This window comes from Paenibacillus alginolyticus DSM 5050 = NBRC 15375 (assembly GCF_000422905.1).
GTDB classification, from domain to species: Bacteria; Bacillota; Bacilli; order Paenibacillales; family NBRC-103111; genus Paenibacillus_E; species Paenibacillus_E alginolyticus.
In genome coordinates this window covers 16652-35812 of record NZ_AUGY01000065.1, presented here as the reverse complement: position 1 = coordinate 35812, position 19161 = coordinate 16652, and the positions used below count along the sequence as shown (strand labels likewise).

The following is a 19161-nucleotide window of genomic DNA, read 5'->3' as shown; positions in this document are numbered from 1 at the left end:
ATTTGAGCATATAAAAAGCATCCGACCTTTAACAATGGCCGAATGCTATTGCAAATACAGTAGGTTATTGTGCTTTACTTCGTAGACCAAACCTCGATCAAACCGTTGGCGTCAGTCGTAAGAATGGACTTCACTATTTCAGAGACGTTATCCGCCATCGACTTAATATTCAGATGCTTGAGAAAATCCTGCATATGTTTGGCTGCTTTGTCTATATCATCTTTGCCCAGTTGCTGTTGTGCCTGGTCCAGACTGTTGCGCAACTGGTTAACCAGCGGTCCTTTCAGTTCGCCGGCTTTGGCATAGCTGTCAATCAAGTTGGTCATTCCTTCGAGGGTGGCTGCAATCGTAAAGCGGACCGATTCATCCGTCTTATTGCCGGCCTGATCAGTGATGACGATCTTCAGCGTATGGAGGCCAAGCTTGCCGGCCAAATCAACGGAAGCGCCGTTGTCCAAACGCTTTCCGTCCAGGCTGAGTTCCTGGCTCGCTATGCCGGACAGTGCATCGTTCGCGTTCATGAGCAGCGCAATCGAGCGGTCGTCGGAGAACACAGCGCCTTCAGCAAGCGGTTCACCGTTTGCATTCAGAACAAAAACCGGATTCGTTTTGTCAATCTGGACGCTTAGCTCCTTCGTTTGCTCGATGTTGCCCGCAGCGTCAGCAGAACGGAACTGTAGCCGATTCACGCCTTCATTCTTGAAGGCGATTGGCCCGGTATAGGATTGCCATTCCGTGCTATCCCCCAATCTGTATTCCGTTTTTGCTAGAGCGGAGAGATCGTCATGTGCCGTTAGAGCGACGGACCCATCCGTGTTCAGCCAGCCGTTTTGCAGCGCCGGTTCGATCCGTGCTTCCGTTTTAGGCGAAGTCACATCTTGCGGATCTGCCACTAAAGCTGGTGCCGATATCATGAACTTGCGGGAATTCGGATCAGTTCCCTTCGACCTTACGGCTATTTTGGACACATCGGTTATGCTGCTTGGTAACGTAAAGTTAGTGGTGCCTGCCGGTAAGTCAGCAAGTACCGTTGTACCATTATACACTGTGTAACCTTCACTTAAGTCATTGGAATCCCATTTCATAATTTTAGCTGAACCGCTTGATTCAATACTAAGATTCTGTGGAGGACGTGGCGCATTATACACTTGAACTTGAGTAAGGCGTGGAGGTCCTGTTAGATCCGTCCCAGAATTGCCGCCAGATGCGTTCTCTACCGTTACTTTGATATATCTGGAATGATAGGTCTTACCAAGGTTAATTGGATAGGAACCATCTTCCGAATCAATTCCCCCATTATTGTTGCCAGTTGCATACGTATAACCTTGGTCTATCTGTCTATCCACTTGTTTAAATGTCATGGCGTCAAAATCTGCAGCCGATGTATGGTTTCCGAAATCATCAGATACATAAACAGTTGCACCTTTTAACCTAGTGGATTTGGCGAACAATCTGATTTGGCTAAAATCCATCGCCTGCCCAAGGTCTAGGACGAAGCTGCCTCTTTTCTCTCCTTCGGTGCCCAGCCATGAATAGTTTCCTATTTGATCCAGACTTGTAATGTTGGTAACATTCCATTTTGTCGGGTCTTCCAGGACACCGCTCACTAATTTGTTTGCATTGCCGAATTCATTCGCCATAGCAGATTGGATCTGAAGCGGGTTGGCTCCAGCCGTCGGGCCTACATTATATGCTTTTTTATTAAGCGCAAGGTTAACTGATGACAGACCTGATGCCACTTTGCTTATGGTGATATCGGCAAGCTGAAGCGAAGCATCATAGGCAGAGTTGGTTCCGTTAGCGGAGCTGCGGTAAATACCCCATTTTGGACGCAAATATTGATCAAAAGCAGCTGGGTACTCCGTCTCAAAGCCGCCGATTCTTTCCGGCCTTCTCCATAAATCTTTCGTACCGTCGCTTGCACCTTTATTAGTAAACACTTGATAAACATCAGGGCTATCATACGTATATACCTTACCGGTTGTCGTATCCGTTATTTTGATTGTGAACCAGCCGCTATCCGAAATAAGCGCTTTAAGCTCAACTTTTATCCAGTGGCCATCGATTTCTTTTAACGGAATTCGCATCATCGTCTTATCGCCGTCATATCGGTTATGATTCACAACAAGATCCCTGCTGTTCGTGCCCGAAATCGACATCGCCATGATATAGGCGCCGTTTTCACCGCCGTTGTTTCCACCTGGTAAAGTATCTGGTGCTTGGCGATTCACTGCCTTTAATTGGAAAATATGTCTGAAGTTCGACTGATTCCATTGGTTGCCGTCTGGAATATTCCAAAGCCAATCATAGGAAACCAAGTCGCCTTCATAGGCTACAAAATCACTGTTTGAATCTTCGCTGGGACGAATTTCAATTCGCTGCCTATCCGTGACAGCCGCACCGTCAACCACATAGCCTAAATTTCGGTCAAAAACACCTTTGTGTCCATACTCACCGTCGCGAACCTTATCAAGGAATTCATTATTCAAACCTCTGCCGTTGGCAATGACTTTGAATACGTTTTTTTGCAAGGTACTGTCCCATACGCTCTTAATATGGTCGTCGGCAGCAGTCGCTTTCGGCTGATCACCGTAAAATTCGTGGTAAGCGTCTCTTATTCTTTTGGTCACGCCTTCAACCGGTTCGTCCGTCTCCATGGCACCGCCCAAAATGTTATAAGGAGATACGCCTTCAATTGCGTTCATCTTAATCGTCTTGTAATTCTCGCCATAACCGCGAGCTGTCACGTCCAAAGCAAATATGGATGGATTGCCGCTGTTAAAATGAAAGATGAATTCATTCGTGCCGAGCGGCAGTTTGGCCAGGTATGGAAGTGTGAACGTAACCGTGCTGCCAGTTACCGAGTAATCGATATTCGGACGAAGCGTAGTATCACCTTTGGTAATACTCGTAAGCGCCTGTCCGTTAGCAAGATTTATCGTTGTTGATTTAGGTGCGACCTGATCCCATGTACTGTAGGTGTCTTTAGCCGGAACCAGTGCGGTTGTGTAAGCTACCGAATCTTTGCCGTATATAGCCAAGCCGGATATGCCCATCATCGAACTGGTATCATTCGCGCGCTTATCACTGGGACCAACCAGTACCGTGTTGATCATCACATACCGGGCTGTAAACGGAAACAGAAATGTCTTAGTGTCATAGCCCCATTGTTGTCCGTTGTAAGTGACATAAGACCATAACCCTTCCGTTTCCGTACCGCCGGCCAGCGTCCAACCGTTAGCCTTCCAGTTGTAATTATTCACTGAGTCAGAAGCCGTAGGCGCGCTTGCCCAAGAATTGGGGTCATTTGTGTAATAAACCTCAAATCTTGTCGCATTGCTTTGGATATTGGCAATTGTGTTGGGTATTTCAAGGTATAGTTTATCAATCGTTTTTGGAGCGCCTAAGTCGAGGGTTAATGTTAATTGGGATGGCGAATAGTTACTCAGATACACATTGGAGCTAGAAATACGCCAATAACCGCTGCCACCTGTTCGCAAAGCGTCAACACTCGGATGATCAGAAGCTTCTGAACTTACCTTGAGATTCACGCCTGATTGTGGAGTAAAACGAGATGGATCCAACAAATTGACTGAACCCGTTGCTGGAGGTAAATAAACAGAATCCGTTACCGAGGAGTTGAGTTTGTTGATATCCGGTGTATCTGCATGAACCATTGATGCTGGAAGAACGGACAGGTTTATAAACGAGAAAGCAAGTGCAAATGAAAGAGCTGAGCTTAGTATCTTTTTTTGAACATGTTGCTTAAGCATCTGAAATCCTCCTTTTTCTTCGTATATTAAAAGTGACGGGCTTTGGCTTGCTGAAAGCGCGTTTTCCGCGCTTATTTGTTCGGGCCCGCTCGATTAAGCGCGTTTTCCGCGCTTAATCCGCACTTCCGTATAGGACAGTCGTGAAGTAAACGCGGACATTCACTCGATCCCATACTGAAACCATTACTGCTAAAATCAGACTTAACTTCTACTCATTACGAACCCCTTCTTTCCTCGTGAGTCTAGTAAACGCTTCCAATTACAATCATAATGAATCGATAAAATTCTGTATTAGTTAATTTATGATTCACATGGAATTTTTTACGATTTTACGTGCACCGATCTCTTAGGCAGCAGGCAAAGCAATAAAGTTCACATATAAGTACTTGATCAGTTTGTAGCAATGATTTTCTTTCTTTAGCGTAATTATCATCATTTGGGGAATTTTTAAACCGAAGTTCTTGAAAACATAACTTCACACTCCCTCACAAATATTCTCACCATAAAAATCGATAAAAAGGAAATTTCCCCCTCCACATGAAGTAACGGAAACTTTGGTTATAACAGTAATTTCGTTTGAAATGAAAGGAAGCCGTCTGTTAAGATTTTCCACAGGCATATACGGAAGGGGGATGTTGGAACTGAACAACAAAATGGACTATAAAATACAAACAACGTTACGGAGGAAATTACAATGCTAAAAATCGCAATCATAATTGGCAGCACGCGACCAGGACGCAGAGGTGAAGCAGTCGCTCGATGGGTTCATGAAATTGCACAAAAACGCAGTGACGCTGAATACGAAATTGTGGATATTGCAGATTTCAATTTACCGCTCTATGATGAACCAAAGCCGCCTATGCTGGCTCAATACAAGAAGTCGCATACAATGGCTTGGTCGAAAGCAATCCATTCGTATGATGGCTTTGTTTTTGTAACGCCTGAGTATAATCATGCGGTCTCTGGAGCGCTCAAAAACGCCATTGATTTTCTTTTTAATGAATGGAAAGATAAGGCGGCTGGCATCGTTAGCTACGGAGGTGGCACAGGCGGGGCTCGTGCGGCAGAAAACTTGAGACTTATCTTAGGGGAGCTGCATGTGGCAGACGTACGTGCTCAAGTCACTCTTTCGCTCTTTACGGATTTTGAAAACTACAGTATTGTGAAGCCTGCACCTCACCAGGAAGCAGCAGCCAACACGCTGTTTGATCAAGTCGTCGCCTGGAGCGGCGCGTTAAAATCGTTGCGTTAACACTCCAACCAATCGAATACAAACAAACAAGCTGGATAGGGTTCGCCTGATCCAGCTTGTTTATTTGTTAATTCACTATTTCGAGTAACGATTACGCTTATACTCTCAAGCTCCTCCCTCTCCACTGCCATTTATTACTTCAAAGTAACTATATGACATCAAAGTGCGTACTTTTCATTCCACACTCCAAAGTGCACAATGATGATGAAACCAGTACGGAGAAGGAGAGGATATATTATGAAAACAAAAGAAGCCATGCCACGCAAAACCGCTCTTGTTGTTGGAGCTAACGGCGTAATTGGAAGAAATCTTATCGCATATCTGGAGCAGCTAGACGACTGGGATATCATTGGTGTGTCACGGCGAGGCGGGGAGTCCAACAACCGAGTCCGATATATAGCCGTCGATCTGCTTAATGAAAATGATACCCATGAGAAACTAGGAAGTCTAACAGAAGTCACCCATATCTTCTACGCTGCTTACCAAGACCGTCCTACCTGGGCCGAATTGGTCTCCCCGAACTTAGCCATGCTCGTCAACATCGTCAATGAGATCGAGCCAATCTCTCTATGCCTCCAGCATATCAGTCTTATGCAGGGCTACAAAGTATATGGCGCTCACCTGGGTCCCTTCAAGACACCAGCTCGGGAAACAGATGCGTATCACATGCCGCCTGAGTTTAATGTCGACCAACAGCAATTCCTCGAGAATCGGCAGCAAGGTCGCAGCTGGACATGGTCAGCAATTCGCCCTTCCGTTGTTTGTGGATTCGCTTTGGGCAATCCAATGAATCTAGCGATGGTAATTGCAATTTATGCTTCCATGTCAAAGGAACTAGGGTTGCCGCTCCGTTTTCCTGGTAAGCAGGGTGCCTACAACAGCCTGCTGGAGATGACCGACGCAGGATTATTGGCCAGAGCCACCGTTTGGGCAGCGACAGATGCACGCTGCGCGAATCAAGCATTCAACATTACGAACGGAGATCTCTTCCGGTGGAACGAGCTTTGGCCAAAGATTGCCACATATTTCGGTCTAGAAACAGCACCTCCGCTGCAGATGTCCTTGGATGTTGTTATGGCCGACAAAGAGTCGTTATGGAACAACATGGTGAAGAAGCATGAATTAGTAGATAACACCTATAGTGACGTTTCCTCCTGGCGATTCGGTGACTTTGTCTTTTCTTGGGATTATGACTTTTTTGCTGACGGCACGAAAGCGCGTCGTTTCGGCTTTCACGAGTTCATTGATACAGAAGCAATGTTCCTAAGCATATTTGATGATTTACGACAACGCAAAGTTATCCCATGACATCACATAAGAAACCGGCCTCTGAAATCCAGAGACCGGTTTCTGTCATATCACTGATCATGTTTCATTCAAGTGTGGCGACTTTTCCAAAATCTTGACCGTATCACCAAACACACGCTCAACATGCCTATCTCCCCATCTGCACATGAAATGAAGAAGCTCCTTTAGACTCCAGCCATATTCGGATAGCTCATACTCGACTTTAGGCGGCACCTGGTTATATGAAAATCGGGTAACAACCCCATCCTCCTCTAGTTCTCGCAACTGCTGAGTAAGCACTTTTTGTGTAACCGTTGGCATCAAGCTCATCAGCTCACCGTTGCGTTTCTTTCCGAACGTGAGATGGAACAAAATGACTGGCTTCCACTTGCCACCGATCACTTCGAGTGTCACTTCCACGGCCGTATTATACGTTTTCCCCGGATCCAGCATAGGATTCACATCGCCTCCCTGACCTTTACCATACCGTCTGAAGCTCACGGGTGCAACCCCTACGTTTTTATAATATCGTACTAATGTCTTCGATCCACTCTCTCTTCTCTTACTATATTTGAGAAACCATAAATAAATGAGTTAATATAGATAATGAAGGAGGCGAAATAGTATGGCCGATATAACAACCAACATAGAAATAGGAATAAGTACATTTTTGGAAACTACACCAGACCCAGTGACAGGAGAGGTCATCAGCCATGCCGAGCGGTTGCGCAATGCGGTTGAGGAAATTGTACTGGCCGATCAGGTCGGACTAGATGTCTATGGTATTGGAGAGCACCATCGTGCCGATTACGCTGGTACCTCGCCGGCTGTCGTGCTGGCAGCAGTTGCTGCCATGACCAAGCGAATTAGGCTCACCAGTGCCGTTACCGTGCTGTCCTCAGACGATCCGGTTCGCGTGTATCAAGCTTTCTCAACCCTTGACGGCATCTCTAACGGCCGAGCCGAAATTATGGCGGGCCGGGGTTCGTTCATTGAATCCTTTCCTCTTTTCGGATATAGTCTGGATCATTATGACGAATTGTTCGAAGAAAAGCTGGAACTGCTGCTTGCGATCCGATCTTCTGAAAAAGTAACTTGGCGCGGTGGTCACCGTCCTGCCATCCATAATCTCGGTGTTTATCCTCGGTCCGTTCAGAGCCCGCTGCCGGTATGGATCGCAAGCGGCGGGAGTGCTGAATCCGCTATTCGGGCAGGAACGCTGGGTCTACCGATCGTATTTGCCATTATAGGCGGAATGCCAGAGAGTTTTGCTCCCTTAGTTGCACTCTACAAAGAGGCTGCGATGAAAGCCGGTCACGATCCTGACAAGCTGTCAATTGCGACGCACTCACACGGATTTGTCGGAGAAACGACCGAACAGGCTGCCGATTTATTCTTCCCTTCCACGCAGGCCCAAATGAACGTTATCGGGCGTGAACGGGGTTGGGGGCAGAATTACAACCGTGGAACTTTTGATGCTGCGCGCAGTATTCGAGGCGCTCTTTATGTCGGTGACCCTGAATACGTCGCAGAAAAAATCCTTTTACTGCGTAAAAATTTGGGCATCACGCGATTCTTCCTACATGTAAATGTTGGCACAATGCCGCACCATCAGGTCATGCGTGCCATCGAGCTGCTAGGCACCAAAGTAGCGCCAATTGTACGACAGGAGCTCTCCCGAACCGAAGCCAAGAAATAAGATGAGATAATCATTGTGATTTGTACAAAGTTGTTCTGTTGCTGACGTAAGGATTCGTACTATTTTCTAAACCCTAGGGAGGTTATGGTTATGATCGTATCCGAAGAAATTTATCAGTCCTACGGCATGGATAAAGATTCCTTTATTGCGTTTATGAAAGAAAGAAGCCAGAACACTGCTATCCGTACGCTTGGTATTGAGATCGTAGAGCTAACTCCAGATCGCGTTGTGATGACGATGCCAGTCGGTCCGGCAACTCACCAACCAGCGGGGATTTTACATGGAGGGGCTTCTGTACTATTGGCTGAGACCGCAGCCTCTATTGCATCTGAAATTAATATCAATAAAGAAAAACATGCAGCTGTAGGACTTGAAATTAACGCCAATCACCTCAAAAGTAAGCGAGATGGTATCGTAACAGCTGTGGCAACTCCTTTGCACAAAGGCAGAAAAACAATGGTGTGGGAAATTAAAATATCCGATGAGAATAATCAACTCATATGTATTTCTCGCTGTACGGTCGCAATCATTGACAAAAAATGATTTTGCTTAATAGAAATGAAAAGGCTGTCCCAATAATGATAAATTCATTAGAGGGGCAGCTTCTTCATAGGTTCTTGGGTTCATAAGGACATGCATCCATCTACCAGGAATATGCTTCCACTAAGGGAACGTAGCGACTCGCAGCAATACTCGAGAACATGCGAACTCTACAAGTGCTCAGGACGTCCCTCTAACCAATCCTCAAGAGCAGCAACCCTCTCTGGATATTTGTAGCTCCTGGCCAAAAATCCTGCTCCATGCGCTAACATAGGATCCTGGTCTGTCGGTTGGTAACGTAAATCCACGCTCCACCTGACTTCATTTGATAGATTCGGTGTTGACATATGGAGACAGCGGTCGTTGAATAATATCGCGCTGCCAGCGGAGACAGGCAATACAACAGTCTTTGTGTTCCCTAATTGACTTTCCTTCAATGCCGTGTAACCAGTTCCAGTTTCAGTTTCTTGGTGCCATTTCAAAAGTGGTTTTCGATGTGTCTTCGGTTTAATATGCAAACAGCCATTCACTTCGTTTGCGTCGACTAAAGGGATCCACACAGTGATGACTGGATTGGAATTGGCATCCGGCCAGTATGATTTATCTTGATGCCAAGGTACTGCTCCAGCGGCAACCCTCGGAATCTTCGGCCTAACATTATAAACCGGATTCGAAAAGAGCTCGCCTCCAATCAAAGATTCGACCGCATTAAGAATTTTAATGTTGCTCATTAAATGAAAATAACCAGGTATTCGGTCACGCCAGCTTCGCCCGTATTTCAAAAAATCTTCAGCGGTTAAATGTTGAAAAAGTTCCGCAAGCCGATATTTAAATGGGCGGTCAACCAATTTGTCTTCAATCAAGCCGTCACGAAACAATTCATCGGCAATCATGGAAACCTTATACGTCATCGCTTCCTGTACAGGCGCTAATTCCTCATTGGTTAAAAAGCGATCAAGTACGATGTATCCTTCCTCATTGTAAAATTCAATTTGTTCTTTAGTTAAATATCCACTCTTATTTTCTTCCTCCATCTCTATCACCTTTCTATATTTACAGAAGAACCCTCACCCCTATGAAAGGATTGAAGGTTCTTTGCAAATTCATCATTTACTTATTTTTTATACACTTTATCATAGGCATCCTGATAGATTTTGATGAATTGATCCATGCCGGAATCTTTAAGACCTTTCAAGTAAGCATCCCAGTCTTTGTCGATGCTTTTGGCTCCCATGATAAACTGCAGCATGGACTGTTTGACATAGTCTGTAATGATCGGCTTCAGCTGCTTCACTTGATTAGCCTGATCATTGGACAAGAAGATATCCGTCGGGAACTCTTCTTTCGGTTGATGTCCTTCATACAATTCTTTCGTCGCTTTGTATAAACGCGTTTCCAAGCCATCCATCGTATAAATGTCTTGACTGGCTGCATACGAAGTTTCGCGATATTCGGCTGAGCGAAGGTTCGGTCCCATTTGATTCCAATGGTCGTTCTGCACTTGACCTACGCCGTAAGACGTTTCCTTCACCTTGAACTTGGCTGCAGTGCCTCGTGTGTTTTTATCGTTAGCATCCGCTTTCACCCAATTACGGCCTTCTTCCCCAGAGTTGGACATAGTCGTGCCCTCTTCTGAGTATAGATAATCGGCTAGACGAATTGCCGCTTCTGGATTCTTATTTTTATTCGTCACAGCAAACACCGAGTTTCCGATTCCGATGAAGTGTGCTGTGAACGAGGCTCCGTCCGGTCCTGTAAGCGGCGCGATCGGATCATAGTCTTTGTGGCGTGTTGCCTTTGGCGACGCATCCGTGAATTCGCCGAACCAGCCTGCCGGAATAGCACCGGCAATCGCCGTATCAGGACTATTCCCTTTTTGGGAAAGCGCATCGGATTTTTGCGTAAAAGCTTCCTTATCGATCAAGCCTTCCGCATATAGTTTATTCAAAAATTGCAAACCTTTTTTAAAGCCAGGTTGATCAACCGACGTTGCAAGCTTCCCTCCATTCATCATGAAATAGTTGTTATCCGGATTATAATAGACGAACGCATTCATAATGAACGTTTCAACATCCGTGTGCCAACCGGTCGGCGAACCCGTTAGCGCTATTTCATCAGCCTTGCCGTTGCCATTCGGATCCTTTTCTTTAAACGCTTTCAACATGTTGTAGAAATCGTCAGTCGTCTTCGGCGCGCTAAGGCCGAGCTTTTGCAACCATTTGGTGTTCACCCACATTTTAGCGGAAAACTGGCAGTGATAGCATTCGTTCACAGAAGGAATCGCATAGATATTTCCATCCGGTGCAGTGATCGCTTTTTCCAAATACGAAATGTCTTTGAACGCCTTCTTAATGTTCGGTGCATATTGATCGATCAACTTGTTTAACGGGAGAAGAACACCTTGTTGACCATACAGCAGTTGCTCCTCTTTCGTTAGATCCCCTGACATGAAAATATCAGGATAGTCGCCGCTGGCAAGCAGCAGCTGCTTCTTCTCCTTCAAGGCCGCTGACTCTCCCGGCACAAGCTGCCAGTTCAAATGAATATTCGTCTTATCTTCCAAATACTTGGTAAACCAATTTGTATTCAAATCTGCAATATTTGCCGATTGCGGCGCGAAAGCACTCATCGTAATTTTATTTTTAGCAATGGGAAAGCCTGTAGCATTAACGTTCGCTCCCCCGGTTGCGCTTCCACCCCCATTAGGGCTAGCGCTATCCTTCGGCTCATCGCTTTTGGACGTACAGCCGATTACAAGCAAAGTGATGAATAAAATCAGGACCACTGATTGCCATGTTTTTCTGGTTCCTCTACTTACCATATTCAAAACCCTCCTTGTTTTTCATAGCCAATCAATCCTCGGGGGCAAACCTGATCTGTTCGTGCCTCGCATCCCTCCTCTCAATAAGTAAGATTCAACCTTTCAGAGAACCAATCAATAACCCCTTCACAAAATGTCTTTGCACAAAAGGATACAGAATAAGAACAGGTGCGCTTGCGACGACGATCAGCGAATATTTAAGCAGCTCCTTCAAACCTTGTCTTTCCGCAAGTTCTCTAACATCTTTAATCATCGTAGGATCGATTGAATTCAGAATCAGAATGTTCCTTAAAATGAGCTGCAGCGGATACAGATTAGCCGATTTCAAAAAAATCAAAGCTTCAAAATAGGAATTCCAATAGCCGATGGCGTACATTAGCACTAGAACGGCGATGATGGGCTTGGAAAGCGGAATCACGATTCGAAACAAAAACTTGAAGTCGCTGCATCCGTCCAAATGTGCGGCCTCCGTTAGTTCCGAAGGTATCGATGTCTGGAAAAAAGTCCTCGCTAGAATAACTTGCCATACTGAAATCGCACCTGGAATAATCATCGCCCATCTCGTATCGAGCAAGCCCATCCCCTTCACAGTCAAATAATAAGGAATTAATCCCCCACTGAACAGCATCGTAAAAACGAATAGTGCCGTAATGACGTTGCGTCCATAAAAGTTTTTTCGGGAAAGCGGATACGCAGCCGTTATCGTTAGCGAGACACTAAGCAGGGTTCCGAAGAAGAGATAGAACAAAGAGTTCCCGTACCCCGTCAAGATTTGCGGATTTTGAAATACAGCTTGATAGCCGCGAAGTGTAGGTTCAACCGGGAACAGCCAAACCTTACCTGAGATGACGGCTGATGACGAACTGAAGGATGAACTAACAATATAGATGAGCGGATAAGCTACAATAATCAAGCATAGGATCAAAAACAAATAGACAAAGAACAAATAAATTCTGTCCACACTGTTTTCAAGAATGCGGGTAGGTGCCTTTCGCACTTCTAGCGTCAAAGTCTGATCGGGATTTACCATGTTCTCTTCCTCCTACCACAAGCTCGTCTCCGAATTTTTTCTCGCCACATAGTTGACCACAATGAGCAGCAGCAAATTAACGATAGAATTAAATAGTCCGACTGCTGCGGAGAAACTGAAATTCGCTCCGACTAAGCCCATTTTGTAAACATAGGTGGAAATAACCTCAGACGCTCCAACATTAATCGCATTTTGCATCAGATAAACCTTCTCGAATCCAACATTCATGATTTGCCCTGCATTCAGAATGAGCAAGATGACGGCTGTCGGCATTAGACTTGGCAAATCGATATGAACCATCCGTTGAAATCTAGACGCACCATCCACTTTGGCAGCCTCATACAAATGCGGATCAACCCCTGCCAGAGCGGCAATGTAAATGACTGAGGCATATCCCGTGAACTGCCACACGTCGGAAAGTACATACACGGTTTTGAAATACTCCGGTTTTGACATGATATTCTCAGCTGGGAATCCGAACTTATCTGCTAAGAGATGAACAAAGCCAAGCTGCGGGGAAAGGAACAGCATAATAATCGAAACCATGATGACGGTTGAAATGAAGTACGGCGCGAACGTGACCAGCTGTACGGCCCGCTTGAAAATTCCGTTTCTCAACTCGTTCAAAGCAAGTGCGAGTATAATTGGCGCCGGAAACCCTATAAGAAGCGAGTAAAGGCTAAGCAGCGATGTGTTCTTAATAACCCTCCAAAAAATGGGTAGATGGAAAAAGTCTACAAAGTGCTTAATACCAATCCAGTCGCTTCCCCAGATGCCTTTGGTAACCATATAATTTTTAAAAGCGATCTGCACGCCTGCCATAGGTACGTATTTAAAAATAATCAAATACACGAGTGACGGCAAGATAATCAGATAGAGTTGCCAGTTCTTCTTTACCATTCTAAGTGCTATACTCATGATACTCCCCCTCACCGCATTTACGTTTAAGTAATTATTAAGCGCTTACAGGATCTATGATATAGGAGCTAGAATTATATTTATAGTGATCATTCTTAAGCAGTAGTGTCCGTTCATAAGGTGGTGATCTGAGTCATAACGAAGCCAACGATTAACTTTCAAAACTTGTCGATTGTGAAAAAAATGGCGATTGGCTATATCGTCATCATCTTTATTCCGATTATTTCGTTCGGCCTGTTTCTGTATAACCAGAACTACAATAGTTTTCTCGACGAGTACGCGCAAGGCAGGCAGAAAATTGTTAATCAGGTGCTTAACAACTTAAACGTAAGCACGGTGCAGATCGAATCCGCTTATCAGCTATTTCAAAATAATTCGAATACCATTGCTTATTTAAGTGGGAACTATCGGACCGATTTCGAGCAAGTATCCAATTTTTTGACCTACATCAGACCCTTGTTTTCTTACATTTTGTCATCCAATCGACTGATCGACGGCATGACCATCTACATGGAACAGCAAAACGGTATGGTTTTTCGGCCCGAAATGGCCAAGATGGACGAGTCCAAACTAGACGAGAGCATCAAGAAGCTCCCGCTGGGTGTTGGGAAATGGATTACGATAAACAATGGGGCGAATCCAGACATTAACCTACATTTTGTCCATAAAATCGGAAATCGGAATTTTGAACAGGATATCGGTCTGCTCGATATTAAAGTAACTTCGAAATTAATTAAACCTTTATTAGAATCGCTAAATTTAAACAACAAAAGCAATTTATATGTGCTTGATCAGGATCACCAAGTCATTTCACTTGTGAAAAAGATCCCTTTATCTCAGGATTCCGAACAGGCCTTATTTGCCGATGTCTTCCAATCGAACGCTAAATTCTCCTATCAACAGGTTAACGGAAATAAAATGCTTATTGAATCGTTTTATGCTGAAAGCCTTAAATTACAGTTTATAATGATTGAGCAAGTGGACGACGTCTTTATTGGCATCAAAAAAAATAAGTACGTGCTCGTACTAACCGTGTCCATCCTTTTATTACTGCTATCCGGTATTTACTACCTGATCGCAAGCTCCATTACAAAGCGCATTTTGAAGCTTTCCAAACATATGCGTCAGGTTGACGAAAATCATTTCCCGCTCTATCACGGGGAAATTAATAAGGATGAGGTCGGGCATCTGACCTCCGCTTATAATGCGATGATCAGGCGCATGGATGAGCTGGTAAATACCGTACACCGTTCGGAAATGCTGCGGAAGGAATCCGCCTATCTTATGATGCAGGCGCAGATCAAGCCTCACTTCCTGTACAATACTCTCGAATCGATTCGAATGATCGCGGAAACGAACGATGACCCAGAAGCAGCTGAGATGTCTTATACACTTGGCAAATTATTTCGATACAGCTTGTCGGGAACGAAAAGCGAGACTTCGCTTAGAGAAGAAGTTGAAAATGTACAAGATTATATCAAAATCCAGCAAATTCGACTGGCAGATCGGCTGCAAGTATCTTTCGATATTGATGCTGATATCGACAACTTTCATTGCCCCCACTATATGCTGCAGCCCATCATTGAAAACAGCATTGTTCACGGGATTGCAAATGTAAGAAAACAAGGCTCTCTTTCGATCCGCATTTGGGAAGATTCAGCGTTCATGTTCATTTCCGTTGAGGATTCTGGTGCAGGCATTGAAGAAGAAAGGCTTGTAATCATCCAAGGCGTCTTAAACGGTAAAATGGATGTCCATCATTTGCAGACGGATGGCGGGGGTCTCGGTATTTTCAATGTAAACGAACGGGTGAAAATGTTTTTTGGCGAACGTTCGGGCATTCAATTGGAGAGTAAGCTAAACGTGGGGACGACATGTATACTCAAGTTAGCTAAGGGGGCAGCACAATGAAGTTGATGGTTGTTGATGATGAGCCTATCATTTTAAACGGGATTATCCGCATGATCCAGAAAGCGAATACTCCGTTTATTGAGATCGTCGGCGCTGCCGACGGCTTTGATGCCCTGCAAAAGTTAGCCTATTTTCAGCCCGATTTGATCCTTACGGATATTCATATGCCGGAAATGGACGGACTCGCTCTTATTAAAGAAATACAAATGCTGAACCTCTGCAGCCGTTTCGTTATTTTAACTGGTTATGGCGATTTCGCCTATGCTAGACAAGCTCTGCGCTATCAAGTCATCGATTATTTGCTGAAGCCGATTAATAAAGAAGAACTACTCACTGTACTCACGAAAGTTGAGCAAACGATTCGGGAGGAACAGCAGCAATCTATCGAGCATGACCTACTCCTGCTTAAGGAACATATCCTATACAATACGCCAATAGAGGACATTCCGATAAAGCCTGAGCAGTTGCACTCCCTGCTTCCCGATCCATATACGACGATCATTGTCTTCCAGGCATACGAGGATGTTCCCCTTTTGACGGACGAACGTCTGGAAGGTATACGTATCCTACTAGAGCAAGTTTGCAAGAATACGTACACTGTCCAGTCCCGTTTCTTACGACAAACTGTGCTCATTGCGAACGGTGTCATTGTACCCACAGACGAAGAGTTAAAGCGTTCATGCGGCGAGCTGTTCGAACTGAAGAGGATACAGGGCAACGGATATTGCATCGGAGTCAGTGTGAGGAAGAACGATAATGAGAACTTACGTGATCTGTACATTGAAGCGATGGCCGCGATGTTATTCAATCGTTACTTTTCCAATTGCAATTTGACCCTATATAGACCAGAGTCGGAAACCCTGCATAATGATTATGACCAACTAGTGAATTATATTGAACATTCACTTGGTCAACAGATATCGATTGAGCAGATCGAGAAGGACATTCAGTCCATACTGCCGCATTTCTCCGGCCATGCGGATTGCAATAACAAGCTGCGTGAGCAGTTTCTTATCTGTGTAAGTGTCTACTTGCAGAGTGTTGGCCTAACACCTGAAGTAATTTGGGGTGAACATGCGGCAACCAAACTGTTTTCGCCTGGCAACCCCCCCCTTGAGAATATCAGTGTCTCAGAGATCATCGCGCAGCTAATTCGCTATGCACGCAGTACCGATCGCCAGCAGCCTAACATACAGGCAATCGATAAAATCGTCGCCTTCGTGGAACAAAATTACAAGCTGGATTTATCGCTCGATGCCGTTGCGGATCATGTGCAAATGCATCCCAATTACATCAGCATGTTGTTTCGTAAAGAGATGGGACTAACCTTCCTCCACTACTTGCATACGTTCCGCCTTGCCAAAGCCAAGCGAATCATGCAAGAGAATCCGGATTGGCCGATCAACACCATTGCTGAGCTTGTAGGCTACGAAAATCCGCGACATTTTTTCAAAGTGTTTAAAAAATTCGAAAACATCACCCCTGGGCAATACAGGCTTGGCATTTCATCGTGATGAATTTCCTCAGGCTTCTTTCCTTTTCGAATGAAAAAAAGCCGCGAAAAATAACGCGGCTTTTTTCCTATCCTTTTTACCAAGCATAGGCCTTTGGAGCTGATCCACCAGGACCCGGAAAGATTTCATCAAGTTTCTGCAGCGTTGATTCATCCAGTTCAATATCAACAACACGCAGTGTATTTTGAAATTGTTCTAGCGTACGCGGCCCAATAATCGGCGCTGTCATAGCTGGGTGAGCTAGCGTCCATGCCAAGGCTACATTCGCTTCACTCTCACCAAGTTCCTTGCTTAAAGACGCGAAAGCCTCCAGCTGTGCACGAAACTTCTCTACTCTCTCAGGGTTACTCGCTCGCTTAGAGCCCTCAATCGGCTTCAAGGCATTACCGCCTAGCAGTCCGCCATCAAGCGGGCTCCATGCGATTACACCAATTCCAAGTTCCTGTGCCGCTGGCAGTACTTCAAGTTCAGGCAGCCTGCATAGCAAGCTGTATTTGTGCTGCTCGGACACCAGACCAATAAGATGACGAGCTTTGGCTTCATATTGCGCTTTCACCAAATCACGACCTGCAAAGTTACTAGATCCAACATAGCCGATCTTCCCTTGATACACCGGAACTTGGAAAGCTTCCCAAAGCTCATCCCAAGATACGTTGCGATCCACATGGTGCATTTGATAAAGCTCAATATGATCCGTTTGTAAGCGGCGTAACGACGCATCTAAGTGACGACGAAGCTTGTAAGCGGAGAGCCCGCCTTCCCGGTTAGGTCCGTCGTTCACATCGTGCATGTCTCCATAGAACTTCGTAGCTAGGACCGTTTTCTCTCTGCGACCGCCGCCTTGTGCGAACCAGCGACCTATAATTTCCTCCGTACGCCCAGCATTTTCTCCCCAACCATATATATTAGCCGTATCAAAAAAGTTAATTCCAGCATCTAAAGCAGCGTCCATAATTTGAAAAGCTTCTTTTTCCTCTGTATCTACACCGAAGTTCATGGTTCCAAGACACAATTTACTGACTTTTAAGCCCGAACGACCTAAGTAAGAATATTTCATCATTATCTCCTCCAGTAGTTTAATAGAGCAAAGCTCGTTTCCATCGTGAAGTGATATCTATTTTTTCATATCTCCATTCTTATAATACTTGAATCTGGGATGTTTCAGAAGTACGCACTTTTCTTTAACAAAGTTGGCTTTGGGTAATATACTTACCTAAATGTTAGTACTATTTTGATAATATAATAGCTTGAAAACTAAAGAAAGACCTGAGGCTTTGCCTCAGGTCCTTTGTGTGCTAATCCATATGTTTGAGCTTGGGGAGGGAAGTGGATTATAGGACTCCAACCGCCCATATCCACTTTCTCCATGATCATCTTCTTTTCTCTGCAGACCGATTTTGGAAGCTGTCGCAGAGCTAACGAATCGTGCACACGCAATTGTCCTCATCATGCGCATACTCGAATGGCTAACGAATCGCAGCCTCGTTACGTTAGCGAAAAAGCGTGATTTGGGGCTGTCTTTCCTGCAATAGCGTTTTCTCGATTCGTTAGACTATCAAAAGCCCGCTTTTGGGCTTCATAACGTTTTCTGAGTTCGTTAGCGTTTGTCCACAATGAATCGACAGCCGACTTTGCACAATTGCAGAAGTTTTTGAATGGCCACCTTAGAAAGGGGCTACCCTTAAGCTCTACCTCGAAACTTATACTTTCTGTAATGTAAAAAGCCGCGACTAGCGCGACTTTCAACCTTATACTTTTTTAACAAATTCGGACTTTAATTTCATGGCTCCGAAATCATCAATTTTGCAATCAATATCATGATCCCCATCAACTAAACGTATATTTTTAACTTTAGTGCCTATTTTTATAACGGAAGAACTTCCTTTTACTTTAAGGTCCTTGATGACAGTTACCATATCACCGTCGTTTAAAACATTTCCATTGGCATCTTTAACAACTTTATTATCGTCACGATCTTCCGTTTCCGATTCTAACGTCCACTCATGCGCGCATTCTGGACAAATCAATAGACTCGCATCTTCGTAGGTGTACGTTGAATGACATTTCGGGCAATTCGGCAAATCTAACATGAATCTCATTTCCCCCATTCGTTATATGCTTATATACTGCCATAGTCTGCTCATATTAACAACCCTTCTGGAGAAGTGATAGGATGATTGCAAAGCGAGTGACATTCTCAACTGGTATTTTGCGGAGACCAACTAGAACGAAGTTTGCCCTTGTTGATGTCGTTAACTTTAATTAATAAAAAGTGCTCGCGCAGGGTAACGGTACAAGTGTTTGACTGGTCCACTGGTTCAGCGATTCCCTTGAAGGTGAGTCCTTGCAACAGAAAAAATTGTACGGTAACAGTCGCGCCCCATAAATCGGTTTTCTTGTTTGCAGATGTGTCAAA

Annotated in this window: 14 protein-coding genes; 6 read left to right on the top strand and 8 right to left on the bottom strand. The window is 44.8% G+C overall.

Annotated elements, in window-relative coordinates; all coding sequences use genetic code 11:
• Positions 1 to 74 precede the first annotated feature (74 nt).
• The gene (locus G519_RS0125605) at positions 75 to 3773 is read right to left on the bottom strand and encodes an OmpL47-type beta-barrel domain-containing protein (protein WP_029197119.1); all 3699 of its coding nucleotides are present in this window, start codon (positions 3771 to 3773) and stop codon (positions 75 to 77) included.
• Positions 3774 to 4467: 694 nt separating this feature from the next.
• Between G519_RS0125605 and G519_RS0125600 the strand changes: the two genes are divergently transcribed.
• On the top strand, positions 4468 to 5025 hold the full coding sequence (locus tag G519_RS0125600) for an NADPH-dependent FMN reductase (protein ID WP_029197118.1): 558 nt from the start codon (positions 4468 to 4470) through the stop codon (positions 5023 to 5025).
• 237 nt (positions 5026 to 5262) lie between these two features.
• A complete protein-coding gene (locus G519_RS0125595) occupies positions 5263 to 6333 on the top strand; it encodes an SDR family oxidoreductase (RefSeq protein WP_029197117.1) in 1071 nt (356 codons plus the stop codon).
• 57 nt (positions 6334 to 6390) lie between these two features.
• Here G519_RS0125595 and G519_RS0125590 read toward each other — a convergent pair whose 3' ends face one another.
• Positions 6391 to 6765 (bottom strand): winged helix-turn-helix transcriptional regulator, encoded by a 375-nt coding sequence (locus G519_RS0125590; RefSeq protein WP_029197116.1) that lies wholly within the window; start codon positions 6763 to 6765, stop codon positions 6391 to 6393.
• A gap of 172 nt (positions 6766 to 6937) precedes the next feature.
• Between G519_RS0125590 and G519_RS0125585 the strand changes: the two genes are divergently transcribed.
• Positions 6938 to 8011 (top strand): LLM class flavin-dependent oxidoreductase, encoded by a 1074-nt coding sequence (locus tag G519_RS0125585; protein WP_084160339.1) that lies wholly within the window; start codon positions 6938 to 6940, stop codon positions 8009 to 8011.
• Positions 8012 to 8164: 153 nt separating this feature from the next.
• Entirely contained in the window at positions 8165 to 8554 is a 390-nt protein-coding gene (locus tag G519_RS0125580) for a PaaI family thioesterase (protein ID WP_029197114.1), read from the top strand.
• Between the two features lie 167 nt (positions 8555 to 8721).
• On the opposite strand, the gene G519_RS0125575 is transcribed toward G519_RS0125580, so the two are convergent.
• From G519_RS0125575 to G519_RS0125560, 4 genes are all read right to left on the bottom strand, one after another.
• The gene (locus G519_RS0125575) at positions 8722 to 9585 is read right to left on the bottom strand and encodes a phytanoyl-CoA dioxygenase family protein (protein ID WP_029197113.1); all 864 of its coding nucleotides are present in this window, start codon (positions 9583 to 9585) and stop codon (positions 8722 to 8724) included.
• 80 nt (positions 9586 to 9665) lie between these two features.
• Entirely contained in the window at positions 9666 to 11372 is a 1707-nt protein-coding gene (locus G519_RS0125570) for an ABC transporter substrate-binding protein (protein WP_029197112.1), read from the bottom strand.
• Positions 11373 to 11466: 94 nt separating this feature from the next.
• Complete coding sequence (locus G519_RS0125565; RefSeq protein WP_051253682.1) at positions 11467 to 12402, bottom strand: carbohydrate ABC transporter permease; 936 nt, start codon at positions 12400 to 12402, stop codon at positions 11467 to 11469.
• Between the two features lie 12 nt (positions 12403 to 12414).
• Complete coding sequence (locus tag G519_RS0125560; RefSeq protein WP_029197110.1) at positions 12415 to 13320, bottom strand: ABC transporter permease; 906 nt, start codon at positions 13318 to 13320, stop codon at positions 12415 to 12417.
• 174 nt (positions 13321 to 13494) lie between these two features.
• On the opposite strand from G519_RS0125560, the gene G519_RS0125555 reads away from it, so the two are divergent.
• Together G519_RS0125555 and G519_RS0125550 are read left to right on the top strand one after the other, a co-directional pair.
• Positions 13495 to 15231 (top strand): sensor histidine kinase, encoded by a 1737-nt coding sequence (locus tag G519_RS0125555; protein WP_244280220.1) that lies wholly within the window; start codon positions 13495 to 13497, stop codon positions 15229 to 15231.
• Positions 15228 to 16745, top strand: coding sequence for a response regulator (locus G519_RS0125550; RefSeq protein WP_029197108.1), 1518 nt, complete (start codon positions 15228 to 15230; stop codon positions 16743 to 16745). Before G519_RS0125555 ends, G519_RS0125550 begins: the two co-directional genes overlap by 4 nt.
• Before the next feature lie 76 nt (positions 16746 to 16821).
• On the opposite strand, the gene G519_RS0125545 is transcribed toward G519_RS0125550, so the two are convergent.
• Complete coding sequence (locus tag G519_RS0125545) at positions 16822 to 17802, bottom strand: aldo/keto reductase (protein WP_029197107.1); 981 nt, start codon at positions 17800 to 17802, stop codon at positions 16822 to 16824.
• 691 nt (positions 17803 to 18493) lie between these two features.
• The gene (locus tag G519_RS0125535; RefSeq protein ID WP_029197106.1) at positions 18494 to 18835 is read right to left on the bottom strand and encodes a zinc ribbon domain-containing protein YjdM; all 342 of its coding nucleotides are present in this window, start codon (positions 18833 to 18835) and stop codon (positions 18494 to 18496) included.
• Positions 18836 to 19161 lie beyond the last annotated feature (326 nt).